We start from the raw sequence: 17,272 nt of genomic DNA, 5'->3' as shown, positions 1-17,272 counted from the left end.
TTATGGTGACATTAGATCTAATTACAGTCGAAGAAATTAAGTCCGTGATGGATGAGGTAGTTGAAAAGTTTTTAATACCACGTTTTAATGAGCTTAAAATGAATGCCACTGGAGATTGGTTGAATGCCGTTGGTGGTGAAGCAGAAATGGGTAAAGGTATAATTATGGGATTAGATTACACAGAGAAACTAGTTAAAGGACAAGAACCATCAACTGTCCCCATCACGGATTTAAAGAGATGGGCAAAAGCAAAATTCAGATTATCTGACAATGCCGCCGCCGGAGTAGCAGTAAGGGTACAGAGGAAAATTCAGCGCGAGGGGACCTCGTGGTATGAAAAGGGAGGAAGTGATTTACTTGAAGTGTTGGAAGAACCTACTACAATTGCATTCATAAATATGAAGTTAGGACAATTTGCTACGCCAAGAATACAAGAACATTTATTAAGACAATTAAGAGGATGAATATCATAGGACTTGAAAATAACTATTACTTAACCCAAAATGACATTTGGATAACTGTAAACGGATTTACAGAGGTAGTATCAAAAGTGATTTTAGATTTTAAAAATTTAATCACCAACCAGGAGTTAAACGGATTTGAATGCTCGTCTAGTCCAGATAATGACTGTAGTTTTAATATATGTTTTCCTATTCGTGCATTAATGCCAGAGGCTAACCATACTATTAACAATAATTTGCAGAATTTTCAAGTCAAGATTACTGCTAAATTTAAAAACACAGCGACACCAGATGAAGTTGTAACATTATCAAAATACTTTATAAGAGGAGGGAAGGATAAGGCAGCAGTTAACGAATGGTATATGAGTGATGGTGATTATTTAGTAGAAAATTACTGGATAACAGGAGGCAATTCTTGGGTTGCATTTACTCAACCGGTTAAAATAAGTGCAGGAACTTTAATTGAGGATTCAAATTATCCCTTAAAGGCAATTAAGGAGGAAAGGAAAAGCTGTGAAGGTGTGCTCATAAAGTACTTAAATTCTTTAGGAGGGTATCAATATTTCTATTTTGATCGATATGAGAACAAAGAAAAAACAAAAGCAGGTAAATCTGTTCAAAGGATCGCAAGCCGATTAAGAAAAGACAATTTTCAAAACATAGGATATACTGAGACAAAGACAATTACACTTTATTCATTAACTGAAAAGAAATTGCAGGTAAATTTTAAAGAACTGGTTAAAAGTCCACATATATTTCTTTATAATGAAAAGGGAACTGACGTAGACTCTCAATGGCATTTAATTAAACTTGATGATAATACTTCATCATGGAATAATTATGATAATGTATTTGAGAACAAAGCTGATTTTACACTTCCAAATTATAGAACAATTGAGTTATGATAGTGGAATTATGGTATGAAGGAAATGCATTGGATATGTATGAAAATACTGATATTAAACATACATTACAAATAAATGATGTAGCTGAAGTAAAAGACAGGCAAGCATCATATACAAACTCATTTAAAATTCCGAAAACCCCAAAAAACGTCTTAGTTTTTGGAGGTCTTGGAATACACTCATCATCTTCAATAGTTCCATATATTAAACCGAATGCTTTACTTAAAATTGATGGATTTGATTTTCTTACACAAGCTTGGTTACAGGTCAAATCAACAGATGAAGAGTATGATGTGTCTATTTATTCAGGAATAATTGAGTTTTTTAAAAAGTTTGAAAACAAAACGATTGGTGAAGAGCTAGCAACAGAGTTAACGGAAATCAATCACAATAAAAACCTTGACACTGTTATAGCTACTCAGAATGATGATTCTTTAAAATATGCTTATTTGTTTGCTGATTTCAATGGGAGGACACATCGAATATCCAATTCAAATGTTGTGAATATTGATTTTATAGTGCCGAGTGTACCTATATCATATTTATTTGATAAAATACATTTGAAATACGGATATACTTATGAAGGAAGTTTCTTAACACTTGATGATTTTACAAATTTGCATATATCTTACCCAAAAGCACCTGAGGACGATGGATCAGTAATATACTTTCAAGACACAAAAAATATTGGTTTTTCTTCACCAGGAAACGAAGATTCATTAGGATTTACTTTTAACAATTCTGGGATAAATGGTATAAAAATACTTGAAAAATCTATTTACAATCTTAAAACTATAGGAATATCTGGCTTAAATGAACCTATCCCTTCAGGATTGGGAGTATTAAATTATCAGTTTTATTATAAAATTAATAATAATACTCCTGTAGTTATTTCAAACAATTGGAATGGTGTTCTTGAACTAGAAATAAACGATGTGATTGATTTTTGGTATGAAGTACAAACTGATTGGAATGGAACTATTTCAATGTCAATCACCATAAAAAAACTTGAAAACGTTTCATTTACGGATGAATTTTCAGACCTTAAAATAACTGAATTATTAAAAGATGTATATAATTTTTTTGGATTGACTCCAATAGTTGACAATGTTAATAGGAATATAAAATACATTCTTAATAAAGAAAGATTTAAAGAGGCTGATGTGGACGATTGGACTAAGTATCTATTATCCATAGATAACGAGACTTACAAGTTTGGATCATACGAAAAGAATAATTTATTCAGATACAAATACAATGATCAAGAAGAAACACATTCCGATAGTGCAATTATAATCGATAACAAAAATCTAGATGACGAAAAAACTGTATTTACTTCATTTACATACTCTGTTGAGAAGGAAAGATTATCTGATTTTTATGTAAATGGATCATTAGTTCAAAAAGTTTCTATTTATAAATTATATGAAAAAGAACCACAAGATGGGTCCACAGAACTTAAATACAAACCGCTTTCAAAAAGATATTTTTATTTACGAATGAAAAAGATAAGTACATCAGTGGTTATAGGCTCAGATATTCAAGATGTAGAAATAACAAATTCGGCAATAAAATTTGGCGAATTTAGGGATCTAACGATGGAATATATTCTGGGTAAATACTATGCTGATTTTAAAAATGTCATTAATCAATCAGTTATATGGAATGTTTCTTTAAACATTCCATATCCCAAACTAATAAAGTTAGACTTAACAAAAGTTCTATACTTTAAACAACTTCAGCAATATTGCTTTATCAATAAAATATCATTTGATGAAAAAAAAACAACGGCCGAATTAGTCAGAATTAAAGATTTTACAAAATGATAGAAGTAATGAAAATAATAAATGATCTTTCGAAAATTAAAGATCTAAAATTTATTGGTGGAACATCTTTATTTCTTCAAAATAAAGTAAGTAGGGTAAAGGATATTGATGTGTTAGTACAATCATCTGCAGAAATTAGTGAAAAATTTAAGTTAACATTCATTGAGTGCCCAGTTTATAGATTTCCGGAAAGAACCAGAGCATTCTTTATCGTTAATGATATTCTTGTAGATGTATTCATTCAACAAAACGATGAGGAAATAATTCAGATCGGTGATTACTCATGCACAACTATTACATCTCAGATAAAGTTTCTTGAAAAGACACTAGAGATTAATATGAGCAATCCTAAAAGACAAAAAATACTTGCTGATTTAAATTACTTAGCAACGCTCAGATAAATTAAAAACAAAAATGAAGAAGGGATATGGCAGAGAGAATAGTTTTAGCGCAGTTTGATATTGATTCTAGGTTGCTTGATGATAAGATTGCTCAAAATAAAACCAAAATGGATTTATTAAATGGAGAGATTAGAGATACTAAAAAAGTAATAAAAGAATATCAAGATCAGGCAAAGTTAACAGCCGGAGTTATTGAAGCAAACAATGCTTTGCAAGAAAGAGCTAATCAAGATTTAGCACAAGGTATTATTACTCAGGAACAATATAATACAATAATAAATGATACCTCCCAAGTAATAAGGCAAAACGAAGTTGAATTAGGAAATCTCCTACAGACTGAACGTGAACAGCAAAGGCAGTTGGTTAATTATCAAACTGATTTAAGGGCAATTAATGATGAAAATAGGGAGCTTAATAACCTTTTAAGAGCTGGCAGAACAGAGGTTCGAGGCAATGAAGGGGCATATACTCAATTATCACAACAGCTATCAGCGACTAGAGTTGAAGCTAACAACCTTGGGGCTCAAATGCGTTTATTAGAAAGGGATGGACAACAGAATTCCGAAGAATATGCAAATGTAGCGAGGCAATGGGATATTGCAACAAGAGAGGCGAGGGAGCTACATGAAGAGCTTTTAGAACTAGATAGAGCGACCGGAGATAATAGACGTAACGTTGGGAACTATGCCCAAGGAATAAGAGATGCATTTGAAACTATGTTATCCGGAGATATTAAAGGAGGCTTAGATGATTTAAAAGAAAAGTTTAAAGATTTGAAAAAAGGAATTGGGGACCTCTTTAACTTTATAAAATCAAATCCTTGGATAATACTGGTTGCTGCTATTGTTGGTTATGTAAAGGAATTATATGAATACAATGCCCAAGTAAAAGAACTTAATAAAGAGGTTGAATCTATAGCAAATACATCGGGAGTGCTTACAGATCAACTTCGTAAAAATGCAGTAGCAATACAAGAAACGTACGGCAAGGAATTCAAAGAAGCTGTTACAGAAATGAAATCATTGATGGATGATTTTGGAGTTTCAGCGCAAGAGGCATTTAATATCTATAATCAGGGATTGGCATTAGGTGGTGCTTTGAGTTCAGAATTTGGAGATTCAATTCGTGAATATGGTCCATTATTTGCTCAAAGCGGATATTCAGCTCAAGAATTTATTAATATTTTAAATTCAGGAATAGACTTAGGTATTTATTCTGATAAGTTACCTGACGCGATAAAAGAAGCGGGACTATCACTAAAAGAACAGACCAAAGCTACTCGTGACGCACTTGTTAATGCATATGGAGCATCTTTTAGTGATGATTTATTGAAAAAAATTCAATTAGGAAAAATTACTGTTTCAGATGGGCTAGACGAAATCGCTAAGAAATCCAAAACGATGTACCTTAATGAACAGCAACTCGCTCAACTAACAGCAGATGTTTTTAAAGGTGCGGGAGAAGATGCGGGTGGAGCTTTGAAGATATTTGAGGCTTTAAACCACGCACAAAACATTAACAATGAAACCCTATCAGAGACCCAAAAACAAGTCATTAAACTTTCTGAGCTTAATCTTGAATTAGCCAATGCTAAAGATGAGGCTTTTAAATCAGATTCAATGATGGCCTTTCAATCTGAAATTACCGAACTATGGAAAGAAATTCAAATTATTTGGTATAAATCGCTTGGTTCTATTACAAGTTTCTTACAAGATGCAGGTAAAGGATGGAGATTATTTGCAATGAATACATCAGATTTATTTAAGTTGATTCCTGTAACATTTAATAAGGTTGTTGTTGCTTTAACCGATGATTTAAAGCAATTAGCCTCATTAGCTAAATTATCTGGTGAAATAATTAAAGACTCGTTGACACTAAATTTTGATGGAGTAGAATCTAAAATGAAACAACTTAATAGTGGAATTTCAAATATATTTTCAAATACTAAACGAGAAATTAAAGAATTCAATTCTAATCTTGGAGTTGATGGAAAAATAAACACAAAGAATATAGAGTCTATTAAGGCTGAAGAAAAGGCTAGGGCAGACGCCCAAAGAAAATTAGATGCCCAAAATGAAAAAAACGCCAATAACTCACTTGGTGGCATACGTGATCAGATAAACGAACTTAAGTCAAAACAAGCATTAGCAAAAACAAAACAAGAATATGATGCGCTTCAGAAGCAAATTGATGAACTGGAAAAAAGAGCTGGTAAAATTACTGGATCTGTTGCAGATGCAGCCAATAAAGAAGCTTCAGATAGACAAAAACTGCTTGACAAACAAGCAAAAGAGGCTGAGGCTGCTAGAAAGAAAGCGGAGAAAGAAGCAGAATCGGCAGCTAAACAAGATCTAGCAAATGCAAAGGAAAGAGCAAATATTGCAATACAAGCAACACAGGCTGAGTTGGCTGAATATATTGCTATGAATGCCGAAAAGTTAAAATCTGATAAACGACTAACGCAGGCTAGGGTTAACGAAATTCAAAAATATTTAGAAGATGTACGGGAAAAGACCCAGATAGCCAATGAACAAGAAAAACAGCAAAAACTAAAATCATTAAATGATCAGATTGAAGCTATAAAGGGTTACAGTGATCAGGAATTAGGCCAGAAGAAAAACCTTGTGTCCCAAAAAGAAATTATTGAAAAGGAATACGCTACAAAAGAACTCATTATTAATAATGATTCCAATGAAAAGCGAAAGGAATTGGATAAAACATTTTTAGAACAAAAAAGAACGACCCAGAATCTAGCAAGGGCACTAGAACTTCAACAACAGATAACAGATCTTGAAACCAAAGGGACTACTGAGTACGCAATGCAAAAAGCCCAGCTAGATCAACAGATAGAGCAAAGGTTATCAAGCTTCCTTGAAGAAAATGAAATTAAAAGAACATTAGATCAGGAAAACTATGATTTAAATGCTGAAATTGAAGCACAGAGAAGAGAAATTGAAAATCAATTAGCCATAGAACAGGATGAGATAAAAAAAACAAATCTTCAAAATTTACTATCTAGTTTAAATATTATCCAGCAAGATTACGCAAATAAAGACGCTAAAATATCACAAGACAAAGAGCTTGCAAAATGGGGTCTTGCATCATCAGTAGCCGTTGGAATGGCTAAAGTTGCTGGAGAACAAACTGAAGCAGGTAAAACATTAGCTATCGCAGGGGCTACAATAGATACCATCGCTGGATCTGTAAGAGCTCTAAAAGATTATCCGGCACCATATAGTTATATTTTAATGGGGACTACTATTGCTGCTGGATTGGCTCAAGTTGCAAAAATACAAGGAGTAGATACAGGAGGAGCAGAAGCGGGCCTAGCTGGAATAACTTCAGCTGTATCATCATTTGCACCTAAAAAAGCAACAAAGGCAGCTAATGGCATGTTGATTGGCCCTTCACATTTAGAAGGAGGGATTCCAATTAAAACACCAGATGGAACGATTGAAGCTGAAGGAGGGGAGATTATAATAAATAAGCGTAGCTCTGCAATGTACCGGGATGTTCTTTCGAAAATAAATCAGTTAGGAGGGGGAGTCAAATTCGCCGCTGGAGGCATTGTAGGAAATGTGAGTAGTTTACCTACTATTCAAAATAATTTTAAATCGTTGATTGATATGGATTTAATGAGGCGAGTTGTTGGAGAGGCAGTTCTAGAGGGTGCAATGCTGGGAACACAGGCAGGAAGTCAACTAGGCATTGTTGAGTTATCAAACAATAGAGAAATTCAAAATGGAGCAAATTTTTAATATATGAAGGAGGAATTTAAAAGGTTTTGTGAAAGCTTAAATAAACAAGAGGATATTAATATTATCATAAATGCTAAAGCGGTAGCAGTAGGGATTCTAAATTTTAAAACTGACAATAAAAAAGCCTTTGAATTAGCAAAGAAAAGGTTTGAAAATCACTGTAAAAGTTGTAAATTTAGTATTGAAGAACCAATACCTGAATTACGAGTTGAAGATGAGAAAATATCGGAACTCTCTGGTAAAACTTGCGGGGATTGCGGATGTATTTTATCCTATAAATTAAGACAGTCAGTAAAGAAATGCAGCAGATGGGAACAGTAAAAGAAGCAGTTCAAAGTAATAGAAGTTTATTTTATAAATTAAATAAGTGCGGTATCAAAAATATTGAAACCGCACTTGATTATCTTTCAATTTATGAACAGTATGAAAGCCAAAAGCATATTGATTCATGCACTGAACGTAAAAAAGTAGTTGCATTGTTTTGCAAGGTAACAGTAAGAACCGTAGAGATCGCTTTGCAGACAATGAAAAGAGCTATGTAATTATCTACATGATGTTCTATATTCTATTTCATTAACTGAAGCAGTGTTCGTACCTGTAATGACATGTTCATTGGTAGTTCCTCCTGATCTTACATAATTAACATCATTACAATTTCTGTCATCAGTTTTATAAGAATTTCCAACAGCTTTCCATTCAGAACTAGAAATTACTACAGAAGGTGTTGTAGAAGTTCCAATTGTGCTAATAACTATTCTTTCGTGCTTTTGTTCTGTACATGGGCATTGTCCAGGTTCATTATTTGAATTACAAGATAGCAATAGACAAAATGTGAAGAATAAAATTGGAATACTAATTAAATAATTCATCAGTCTTCTTTTTTGAATTAAATAGTTCATTAATATTATTAGTATCTAAGCTTTTGATAATCATGTCAAATTCTTGCTCATCATTTAGCACAAGGTAAAATCCCTTAGTTGTCATGAATTTATTACTACTTGAAGTCAACTCATATTCATTACTTAATATAAATAAATATTTGCCATTTATTATCTTAAACCTTGGGGTAATCGCTTTAGAAAAATCAATATTCCACTTAGATCCATAAAGGAAGGCTATGTCGTATTTACTGAACTTCACTATCATTTCTTTATCAAGTTCTGTAACATTGTTATCTATAGCAGTTTTTTTCCAGTTAATATAAATTTCCTTACAATTTAAAATATCTGATTTGAATTTATCAATGTCACTTAAAGGAATTAATATGTCAATTTTTTTAATGATTTTTTCTTTGGGTGACACACCCAAATATATCTTTGCATTTCTTTCAGTAGGATTATCAGACTGTATTTCATATTTTTCTCCTGGGAAATAATTCATTGAATAGCTTGATAAAGTCACTTGACTATAATAGAATGTAGAAGTCACTAAGACTAGTAAAGTTAATATTTTTTTCATGTTTTTAATTTTTCACAAAGAAAGTAAATATTTTCGATATATATTTTGAGGGAAACCGTAATGAAACTATCTCATACTTTCGTTAATCTTTCTTCTCATTTTATCCTCTTTCATTCTCAATTCCTGAAAGCCGGATTTCTCCATAGGAAGCTCTCCATTCTTTTTACAGAAATCTAAATATTCATCATACATTTTATCATCATACATTTTTTTCTGATGGATTTCAATATATGGGTTTTGTTTTTCTTTTTTATTCCCAAATAACTTTTTTAAACAAAAGTAGATACCGAGGGTAAATAAAATAAATGGTAAAATCATTAGTGTGCGAAATAAATAATTCGCAAAAATTCGCAAAGCGTTTATATATAGACGTAAGCGTTTAGTTATCTGCGAATTGTGTTTAAGCAAATTTACGGAAAAATATGCGAAAATTTGTATAAGGTAGATTGGATTTAATGAAGCACGAAATAAAACTTTACGGAGAGATAATTAATCTTGTATGGGCAGAAGAAACCTTTCAATATATTGATTTAGAATATGTTGATAAAGAGCTTTCAAAGCTTGATATTTTGGAAGGAGATGAGGTGTTTTTTAATATTCATTCTCTGGGCGGGGATGTCGATCTGGCTTTCTCTATCTACAATAAAATTAGACGCTTTGGTAAAGATAATAATGTATTAATCACAACCAGAATAGATGGCTATTGTGCTAGTGCAGGGGTAATACTATTGCTTGCCGGGGAAAAGAGGATTGGTAATAAGTATGCTGAGCCTTTTGTTCACAATGCTTGGACATTTGTAATGGGTGATAAAAATGAAGCAGAAAAAGCTTACATGGATCTTGAAAAAGTAGATGTTTTAATTGCTACACTTTACGAGGAGCGTACAAAAATAACCAAACAGAAGGCCTTAGAATTAATGGGGAATGATACATTTATTTCTTCCAAAGATTGCCTAAAATATGGCTTCTATACCGAATTAGAGGACCATGATGCAGTACAAAACAGTGCAAAACAAATCATTTTCAATTCTCTAAAACAACCAAGAAATAATTCAATAAATAATAAAATGACGCACGAGGAGAATTCATTTTTCAACAAGGTAAAAAACTTGTTTGAAACGAATAAGCCTTCTAAGAATGCAATGCTATACACTGACAAAAACGAAGAGGTTGTATTTGCTGAGCTTAATGAAGGGGTAAAGCCGAAGGTTGGTGATTCAGCAACCATTAACGGTAAGAATGCGAGTGGCACAGTGAATATGGCTGACGGATCTGTTTACAAGTTTGAAAGCGGTAAAGTAACTGAGATCAAAGAAAAAGAAGGGGAATCTGATTCGGTTACCTTGAATTCTATCAATGAAAAGATTGATAATCTGATCACTGAAAACAAAGACTTGAAAATTCGAGTTGATACACAAAATTCAACTATCGACGATCTTAAAGGAAAGTTAAACAAAGTGTCCGATTTCGAAGAGACCTTTAATAAACTTAAAAATTTGGTTGGTGAGTATGGGGCTGGAGTAGACAATGAACATCAAACAAATTCTCCAGTTGTAACACCGGGAGCTAAAGTAAACAGATTCGAAAATTTTAAACTTAAAAACACAAAGTAAATGGCATTAGCATACGAATTTAATATACAAGATTTAATTGATGCGGGTTGCGATCTTGCACAGGCAAGAGATCTAAACATCAATAACATGATTTTCCAGGAGACAGTTGAAACTTCTGATTTTGCAACAAAGCACTATATTCAAACCGGTATTGAACATAATACGCCAATTATTGCTTGGGAGCAACCAAAGAATTGGGGTTTCTTAAAGAAATCTTCCGACACTGGTTGTAGCTGGAATTCGTGTACATTATCAAGTGAGCCTACTAAAAAATTATGGTCGCCACACAACTATGATTGTTCTTTAGAGTTCTGTTGGGATGATCCACAGATCACTAAAAATTTTAGAGCATTCTGGATGCTGAAGTGTCAATCTGACCCTGAATTGGACTTTGAAAGTGCATTCTATATGTTTGTTATTGATCAGGCAATGAAGGCTGTAAATGATTCTCAGTGGAGGATTGCTTATTTTGATTACAAAGACAATACAAATGCTGATTTTGCTGGTATTGACAACATTTTCTTAAAGTTATTAGGAATCCTTACAGATCCTATTTTAACAGCCCAACAGAGAGTGACTATTACCGAAAATGCAGGTGCAGACATTGCTGCTCAGATGGCATTACCAGCTGATGCCGGTTATAAGTATTTAAAGAAAATGTTTGACCTCATGTTAACTAATAGACCGTTCATGATGACCAAACCTGGACTAAAGTTTAGAATGACTCAAGAACTTGCTTTAAACTACCTGAACTGGTTACAAAACGAGAAAGAAGTTACTTGTTGTTTTTCACCAACGGATGGGGTTACAGCTTCTAAATATGCTTTGTCTAATCTAAATTACATGGGTATTCCAATTCAGATCGAGCAGGAATGGACTGAGCTAGTGAAATATATTGCGGGACCTGCAGCCACAAAATATGATAAGCCCCATAGAGCATTACTTACGTACGACACTGAAATATCTGTTGGGACATGTGATATGAACGCATTTAAACAAATGAAACGTATTTACGATCCTGTTACGGAAAAGCTTCATTTACGTGTTAAAACTAACATAGATATTCAAGCGACTTTCGATAAAAACTTCATTCTAGCAATCTAAATAAGAGAATATGGCAAATTGTGCAAAAATTATAAATAATTCACTCTTTAATTGCGATAACAAAGCAACTGGAGGGTTAGAGCAGACTATCAAACTTATCAATAGGGATGATATTTTGGCAAATTTGGGTGATTTTACCATCCAAAGAACAATGAGTCCTGCTTGTCAACACTCTATTTCTGCTTATGCAGGAGATCCTGAGACGTTAAAGGCAGTAACTTTTGAGGGAATTCCTTCAAAGCAATTGTTGTCGGCATCATATAGCTTGTCAATAGGTGACTACGCAGACCTTTTTACGCATACAGTTAATTTATTTAGTCAAGGAATGACGATTGACACAGTGTGCAACTTAAAAGCTTTAGCGGTTGGTGCGGAAGTCATAGCAATTGTACATCAAAGAGATAAAGGTACTGATAATAAAGATGCTTTTTGGGTGTACGGTTTTGATAATGGGTTGAAAATAGGTGAATTTACTTGGAATTCTAATGAGAATAATGGTAACTCAATCATTCCATTAGCATCCAGAGAGCCTAATTTAGAGAAAGATCCGCCACTAAGATTGCTTTTAACAGATTACACAACTACTAAAGCATTCTTCGATTCCCTGGGAAACTAAATGGGGGCGGGGACACCCCCTTCTTCAACTATACTTTTGATTATCCATTAAGTTAACATGGACAGAATTGAATTAATAAATAAAGGTGCGGATGCGGTTAGAAACACACCGCACCTTTTTAGTGCTTACAAACAATATCTTCTTGAAGATTGGGGAGAGTTACCGCAAGGTTGCTTTGGATGCCAATTTAATAATCACTTCAATCAATGGAAGAATCAAGTTTTAAACAAAAATATTATTCCTATGGAAAATAAGATCGTAAACAATAATAAGACATATGTATTGAAAGATAGAGGTACTTTAAAGTATCTTAATGGTGATGTGTGGTCTAATAATTCATCTGACGAAGATTGGATTAAGTATATCAATTTAAAGCCACAGGCAAAAGATCTGTTTTATGTGCTTCCAGTATCAATTGAAAAGACAAGATTAGACTTGGATAATGAAGAGGACTTCAAAAAAAAAGAGTCGAACGAATCGCTAATGACAGAAGATGTTGTGGGTGATTTGAATATAGTTGATCAAAAACCTAAAAGAGGGCGAAAAAAACAAGATTAATGAATCAAAAAGCCGAAAATAATTTATCAAAGTTCACAGCAAAATTCGTTGAGCTGTATAATAGAATTATCCCTCAAAGAAAAGAGTGTGATTATGATATTTATCTTAATGATGTGGACAATCTTTATCCTGATAGGTTAGAGGCTATTGAACGTAACTCCGTAACTGCATTAGGATGCTCAAATAAACTCGGAAATTTCATATTTGGAAAAGGATTTGAGAAGAACTTCGCTGCCGAAATTAAAACGAGGAAAGGAAAAACGATTACACTAAATAGATGTTTGTTAGATGTTGTATCGTCATTAAAAACACATAAAGGAGTTTACATTCACCTAAATTATGATATTGAAAATAAGGTAAATTACTTTGATGTGCTTGAATATAAAAAGTGTAGAAAAGTTAAAGAAGACGATTATGGAAATGAAGGCATAGTTGTATATCGGGATTGGTCTAAAATAGAACGACGGTTTAGTTTTACAACCGAAAGGAAAAATAAAAAAAGTAAATGGTTTTACCCTTACAATCCTGACAATATAAATGCTCAAAGAGGAAAAGATAATCCAAAATCAGATTTAAAAACACAAATAACAGGCTACAGAGGACAGGTCTTTTATTATTCATTGGATGATAAAAATAAAGAATATTCACATGGTTGGTTGAACGCCCAAGGCATGAATGATGCCGACTCTGAATTTAGAATGAGTCTCTATCACAATAATAATATCCGTTTAGGATTCATAGATAAGACTATATTAATTACAAACGGATTAGATGCTGATTCTGAGAAAGAATTTCAAAATGATTTTTATGGGTGGTTAGGAACTGAAAACGCTGGAGGAGTATATCATATTAATACTCCATTTCAAGTCGAAGATATTAAAAGCACTATTGCTATTGAAACCGTTCAATCATCTTATGATCCAAAGAAATTTAAAGAAGTTTTGGAAGACATTAAAGACAATATTAGAAGCTGCTACCTGCAGATACCTAAAATTTTAATTGATGATAAGGATGGTGGGATATTTGGCAATTCTGGAGAGGCAATAAAGGAGGCGACTAGAGTTTATAATAATGAAACGGCTTCAATTAGATATGAAGTTGAAGATTTGTTTAGGAAAATATTTGAAGTTGAGTTCAGAATAATACCAATTATAGAAGAAGATATTTCAAATGATGTTGGTGATGAATTGAGACTTAAATCACAGGCAGAATTAAAAGGTTCAGTTGGTGGTGTTTCAGCATTGATAGAATTACAGAAAAGTGTAAGTGAAGGATTTACTGAAAGAGAGTCTGCTATTGAGATAATCAAAGAGATTTATGGCATATCAGCAGATCTTGCGGAGAAGATGATTGGACAACCAAAAGATGCAACAAATGATAACGTGTAACCTTGAAGAGAATTTAATAACTAAGCAGGATTTTGAATGCGTGGGTCAGGTGGCAAAACATTGTAATTGGGAACAGTTATGTGTTTTCATCCGAGAGCAAACAAATCTATGGTTGATTCCAAAAGTTGGGTATTGTTTAATAAATAAAATAATCAATAATCCAAATAATGAATTTATCAAAAAAATATGGTGTGGATCTGAGTACGTATGCAATGGAAGGACAATGATTCATTTTGGATTGAAAAGAGTTCTTATACATGCTGCTTATGCAGCTTACATATTTCGCCATGGTTATGTAGATACTTCAGTAGGAGTTGTTCAGAAGATAAACCAAGATAGTGTTGCCGCACCAATTAATGAATTGAAATCAATAATGAATGAACACTACAAAAACGCTGATATATATCTTGAAATGGTAAAAGATTATTTATGTACTATAAAAAATGAAGAAATAATTAAGGACTGTATTCAATTTGACTGCAATAATTGTGGATGTGGCTCAAAATATATTAGTGATATTCAAAATAGAAACCCTATCGGGAAAAATATAACAAAGTGGAATTATGATGATTGATAAAAAACCGATACAAGACATGCCTAATAAGGCATTTGGAGATAAGCATTTCGCATCTGAGTTTAATACTGTTAAGAAATTCTTACTTGATACATCAGATGTTATAAATGAAATACCAGAAATGATTGAGTCCGACTTCAAAGGGATAATAGCTCCTACTGACTTAGCGCCAATAGAAGACGGAACATATAAGCCGTCACTAAGTAGTGTAGAGCCCGGAACAAATTATCCTAATGCTGGGAATCTTAAAGCTATAGAAGGCTATAATACATTTTTTTACAAAAAAGGCTCTTTGTGGACTAAATCAGAATCTAAAATGCCTCAAGCTCAAAATAAAATTAATAATTGGGTGGCTGGTAACTATTCGACTGGCAATCAGGTTGTGTACCCGGTTGATCAGTCTATATATGAAGCAAATTCACCTACTACATCAGCTGATGTTCCAGGTACTTCATCTAAATGGACTAAAGTTGTAGGAGGGGATGATGCGATAAAGGTAGATCTCAATACGGTTTTAAAATTTGACCAAAAGCGAAAGTACTCCTCAATTAATCAAGTAGGTGATTTGAATTTTACCTTAGATCCTGCTGGTCTTCAAAAGCCAGCAATGTACAAAGTGGAAATTATATCTGATGGAGCTAGTAATATAAATTTTTCTTCTGATTTTGAAATTATTGGAACAATAGACAAGACTAAAAATCAAGTAATTTATTTTTCACGGGAAAGTATTGTAGAATTTAAAATTGCTGCTTATATATCGAATGTTGCAAAATCAGGGCAAACAACCCCAATAGACTTAGACTCTGATGCCCAAATATATTATAATAAGATAATAGCAAATGGTGCAACTATTTCAACTCCTGAAACGATTGCGATGAATAACTTCTATTTGTCAATGAAATCCAATGGCTATTTTTCAAAGTTAAAAGGTCTTTATCTGATACTGGGTAGTAATACCGCGTCTAAATTATTAAATGGAATATCAGGAAGACCTGATGCTACTCTTGTTTCAGGTTCAATATCAGCTGACGGACTTAATGGAGTATTAGATACCGGAATGAAGCCTTCCGAAATATTTACGCTAACAAGTTTCTCATATGGAATTCATAACACAACTTCTATTTATAGTAATTTAAGAAGTGCTGGATGTGGATCTACTGCTACTAGTGGTATAACATTTCTTATTACCGCAACGAGTCCTGGGGGGCAAAGTTTAATTTCAGGACCAAACCGAGATGTTTTCGGTAGCGTTTCGAATGCAGATTCTTTAGGAAACTATGTGATTTCACGGACTGGGCCAACAGTTGCAAAGTTGTACAAAAATGGGCTCCCAATTCTAACACATGCAGTTTCTCAAGGATCTGCCACGTTACCATCTATTAATTTTGCGATTGGTGGGTATAATGATAATGGTACGATAGCAGACGATACTCGAAATACTAAATGGGCGTTTATTGGCGACGGCCTATCCGATTCGGAAGTTAGCAGCTTGATAAGCAATTTAAATACTTTAATGGCGGCAATTGGAAGATAATGGCAATAATTGGAATCATATATAGTAAGACAAACTTTACTGATCTAATTGATTTTGATCTTAAAGGTAATTGGCAGGCGTCATCAGGGAAACTAACAACGTTAGGTAATAATAGTATTTTACAATATAAACGGGCATCTGCTTTAGATGACTTTACATGGAGAATTAGAACAAATTCTGAAGCTTTAAACATCCAGATATATGGAATTAGATCAGTAAATAACATTCGTACAACTTTAAGTTTAGAGACGGGTAAAGCTAAATATACATACGCTTTCAATAATACTTCTGGATTATCATCTACACAGATAATAATTGAAAGTAATGATGTATTAGAATATCAATTTACAAAGAGTCAATGGGCTTGTTTTTTTACTGTAAAAAATGTCACTAAAGGAACAGAGTCAACGGTTCTGGTTCCTGTAGCAATAACAATAAATAAACTACGTGCCTGGTCTGCAACTGCGTGTGAGATTACAAGCATTATTAAGACCTCGCAACAAGGCTTTAAGCCTTTGAATTTATTAGTTGGTGACTCAATTTCTTATGGTAGCAGCGCAACAAGTGTTAATTTACGATGGGGCTCAGTTGCTGGATTTCAAGTTGAAGGGTCTCCAGGTGATACAAGTAGTGAGGCCATGGATTTGATACATGAGATAATTAATATCATAAAACCAAGCAGAGTGGTATATGCTTTTGGAACTAATGATTTGGATATTGAACTTTGGAAAACCAATTTACAATCATTTAGAACTATTTCAGAGCAAAATTACATTGTATTTATTCCAATCACACCATATGCAAATTCGAATCGAGATATGACTGCATATCAATCATATATTACTGCGAATTTCAGTAAATATTTTGATATTTTTTCTATTACGAAACAATCAGGAAACCCTAATATGAAAACGGAATATAACTCAGGAGACAATATTCATCCAAATAATCTTGGACACAATGCAATTGGTAATTATGTTCTGGCATCACCATATTATAATTTTGAACCTTTAGTGCCACAAGGAAGTTCTGCGATATTATCAGCTATAGTTGATAAGTGGTATTCTAATTATTAA

The 17,272-nt window shown here is 33.2% G+C and carries 18 protein-coding genes; 15 read left to right on the top strand and 3 right to left on the bottom strand.

Annotated elements, in window-relative coordinates:
* The first annotated feature begins 2 nt into the window (after window positions 1-2).
* The 7 genes from MP478_RS04365 to MP478_RS04335 are packed head-to-tail and all read left to right on the top strand — an operon-like array spanning window position 3 to window position 7,893.
* Window positions 3-464 carry a hypothetical protein gene (locus tag MP478_RS04365; RefSeq protein ID WP_257199713.1) on the top strand — a complete coding sequence of 154 codons (462 nt, stop codon included), beginning with the start codon at window positions 3-5 and terminating at the stop codon, window positions 462-464.
* The gene (locus MP478_RS04360) at window positions 461-1,366 is read left to right on the top strand and encodes a hypothetical protein (RefSeq protein ID WP_257199712.1); all 906 of its coding nucleotides are present in this window, start codon (window positions 461-463) and stop codon (window positions 1,364-1,366) included. Before MP478_RS04365 ends, MP478_RS04360 begins: the two co-directional genes overlap by 4 nt.
* Entirely contained in the window at window positions 1,363-3,192 is a 1,830-nt protein-coding gene (locus tag MP478_RS04355) for a hypothetical protein (protein ID WP_257199711.1), read from the top strand. Before MP478_RS04360 ends, MP478_RS04355 begins: the two co-directional genes overlap by 4 nt.
* Window positions 3,193-3,200: 8 nt before the next feature.
* Window positions 3,201-3,593, top strand: a complete 393-nt coding sequence (locus MP478_RS04350) for a hypothetical protein (RefSeq protein WP_257199710.1) — start codon at window positions 3,201-3,203, stop codon at window positions 3,591-3,593.
* Between the two features lie 26 nt (window positions 3,594-3,619).
* Window positions 3,620-7,351 carry a phage tail tape measure protein gene (locus tag MP478_RS04345; RefSeq protein WP_257199709.1) on the top strand — a complete coding sequence of 1,244 codons (3,732 nt, stop codon included), beginning with the start codon at window positions 3,620-3,622 and terminating at the stop codon, window positions 7,349-7,351.
* A 3-nt stretch (window positions 7,352-7,354) separates the two neighbouring features.
* Window positions 7,355-7,672 carry a hypothetical protein gene (locus MP478_RS04340; protein ID WP_257199708.1) on the top strand — a complete coding sequence of 106 codons (318 nt, stop codon included), beginning with the start codon at window positions 7,355-7,357 and terminating at the stop codon, window positions 7,670-7,672.
* The gene (locus MP478_RS04335) at window positions 7,660-7,893 is read left to right on the top strand and encodes a hypothetical protein (RefSeq protein ID WP_257199707.1); all 234 of its coding nucleotides are present in this window, start codon (window positions 7,660-7,662) and stop codon (window positions 7,891-7,893) included. The genes MP478_RS04340 and MP478_RS04335 overlap by 13 nt, the downstream gene beginning before the upstream one ends.
* Here the strand turns inward: MP478_RS04335 and MP478_RS04330 are convergent, their stop codons facing one another.
* From MP478_RS04330 to MP478_RS04320, 3 genes are all read right to left on the bottom strand, one after another.
* Window positions 7,894-8,172: a hypothetical protein gene (locus MP478_RS04330; RefSeq protein ID WP_257199706.1), complete on the bottom strand. Its 279-nt coding sequence runs from the start codon at window positions 8,170-8,172 to the stop codon at window positions 7,894-7,896.
* A 31-nt stretch (window positions 8,173-8,203) separates the two neighbouring features.
* Complete coding sequence (locus MP478_RS04325) at window positions 8,204-8,809, bottom strand: hypothetical protein (RefSeq protein ID WP_257199705.1); 606 nt, start codon at window positions 8,807-8,809, stop codon at window positions 8,204-8,206.
* A 66-nt stretch (window positions 8,810-8,875) separates the two neighbouring features.
* A complete protein-coding gene (locus MP478_RS04320) occupies window positions 8,876-9,016 on the bottom strand; it encodes a hypothetical protein (protein ID WP_257199704.1) in 141 nt (46 codons plus the stop codon).
* A 248-nt stretch (window positions 9,017-9,264) separates the two neighbouring features.
* Here MP478_RS04320 and MP478_RS04315 point away from each other — a divergent pair, with 248 nt between their 5' ends.
* From MP478_RS04315 to MP478_RS04280, 8 genes are all read left to right on the top strand, one after another.
* On the top strand, window positions 9,265-10,422 hold the full coding sequence (locus MP478_RS04315; protein WP_257199703.1) for an ATP-dependent Clp protease proteolytic subunit: 1,158 nt from the start codon (window positions 9,265-9,267) through the stop codon (window positions 10,420-10,422).
* Window positions 10,423-11,526, top strand: coding sequence for a hypothetical protein (locus MP478_RS04310; protein ID WP_257199702.1), 1,104 nt, complete (start codon window positions 10,423-10,425; stop codon window positions 11,524-11,526). It abuts the gene before it with no gap.
* 10 nt (window positions 11,527-11,536) lie between these two features.
* Window positions 11,537-12,142: a hypothetical protein gene (locus tag MP478_RS04305; RefSeq protein WP_257199701.1), complete on the top strand. Its 606-nt coding sequence runs from the start codon at window positions 11,537-11,539 to the stop codon at window positions 12,140-12,142.
* A 57-nt stretch (window positions 12,143-12,199) separates the two neighbouring features.
* Entirely contained in the window at window positions 12,200-12,700 is a 501-nt protein-coding gene (locus MP478_RS04300; protein ID WP_257199700.1) for a hypothetical protein, read from the top strand.
* Window positions 12,700-14,088: a hypothetical protein gene (locus tag MP478_RS04295; RefSeq protein WP_257199699.1), complete on the top strand. Its 1,389-nt coding sequence runs from the start codon at window positions 12,700-12,702 to the stop codon at window positions 14,086-14,088. The genes MP478_RS04300 and MP478_RS04295 overlap by 1 nt, the downstream gene beginning before the upstream one ends.
* Before the next feature lie 112 nt (window positions 14,089-14,200).
* The gene (locus MP478_RS04290) at window positions 14,201-14,662 is read left to right on the top strand and encodes a hypothetical protein (protein WP_257199698.1); all 462 of its coding nucleotides are present in this window, start codon (window positions 14,201-14,203) and stop codon (window positions 14,660-14,662) included.
* Entirely contained in the window at window positions 14,652-16,196 is a 1,545-nt protein-coding gene (locus tag MP478_RS04285) for a hypothetical protein (RefSeq protein ID WP_257199697.1), read from the top strand. The genes MP478_RS04290 and MP478_RS04285 overlap by 11 nt, the downstream gene beginning before the upstream one ends.
* Window positions 16,196-17,272 carry an SGNH/GDSL hydrolase family protein gene (locus tag MP478_RS04280; RefSeq protein ID WP_257199696.1) on the top strand — a complete coding sequence of 359 codons (1,077 nt, stop codon included), beginning with the start codon at window positions 16,196-16,198 and terminating at the stop codon, window positions 17,270-17,272. The genes MP478_RS04285 and MP478_RS04280 overlap by 1 nt, the downstream gene beginning before the upstream one ends.

Origin of the sequence: Chryseobacterium sp. WG14 (assembly GCF_024586945.1) — a bacterium.
Lineage (GTDB): Bacteria > Bacteroidota > Bacteroidia > Flavobacteriales > Weeksellaceae > Chryseobacterium.
This window is presented reverse-complemented; position numbering and strand designations above follow the sequence as displayed.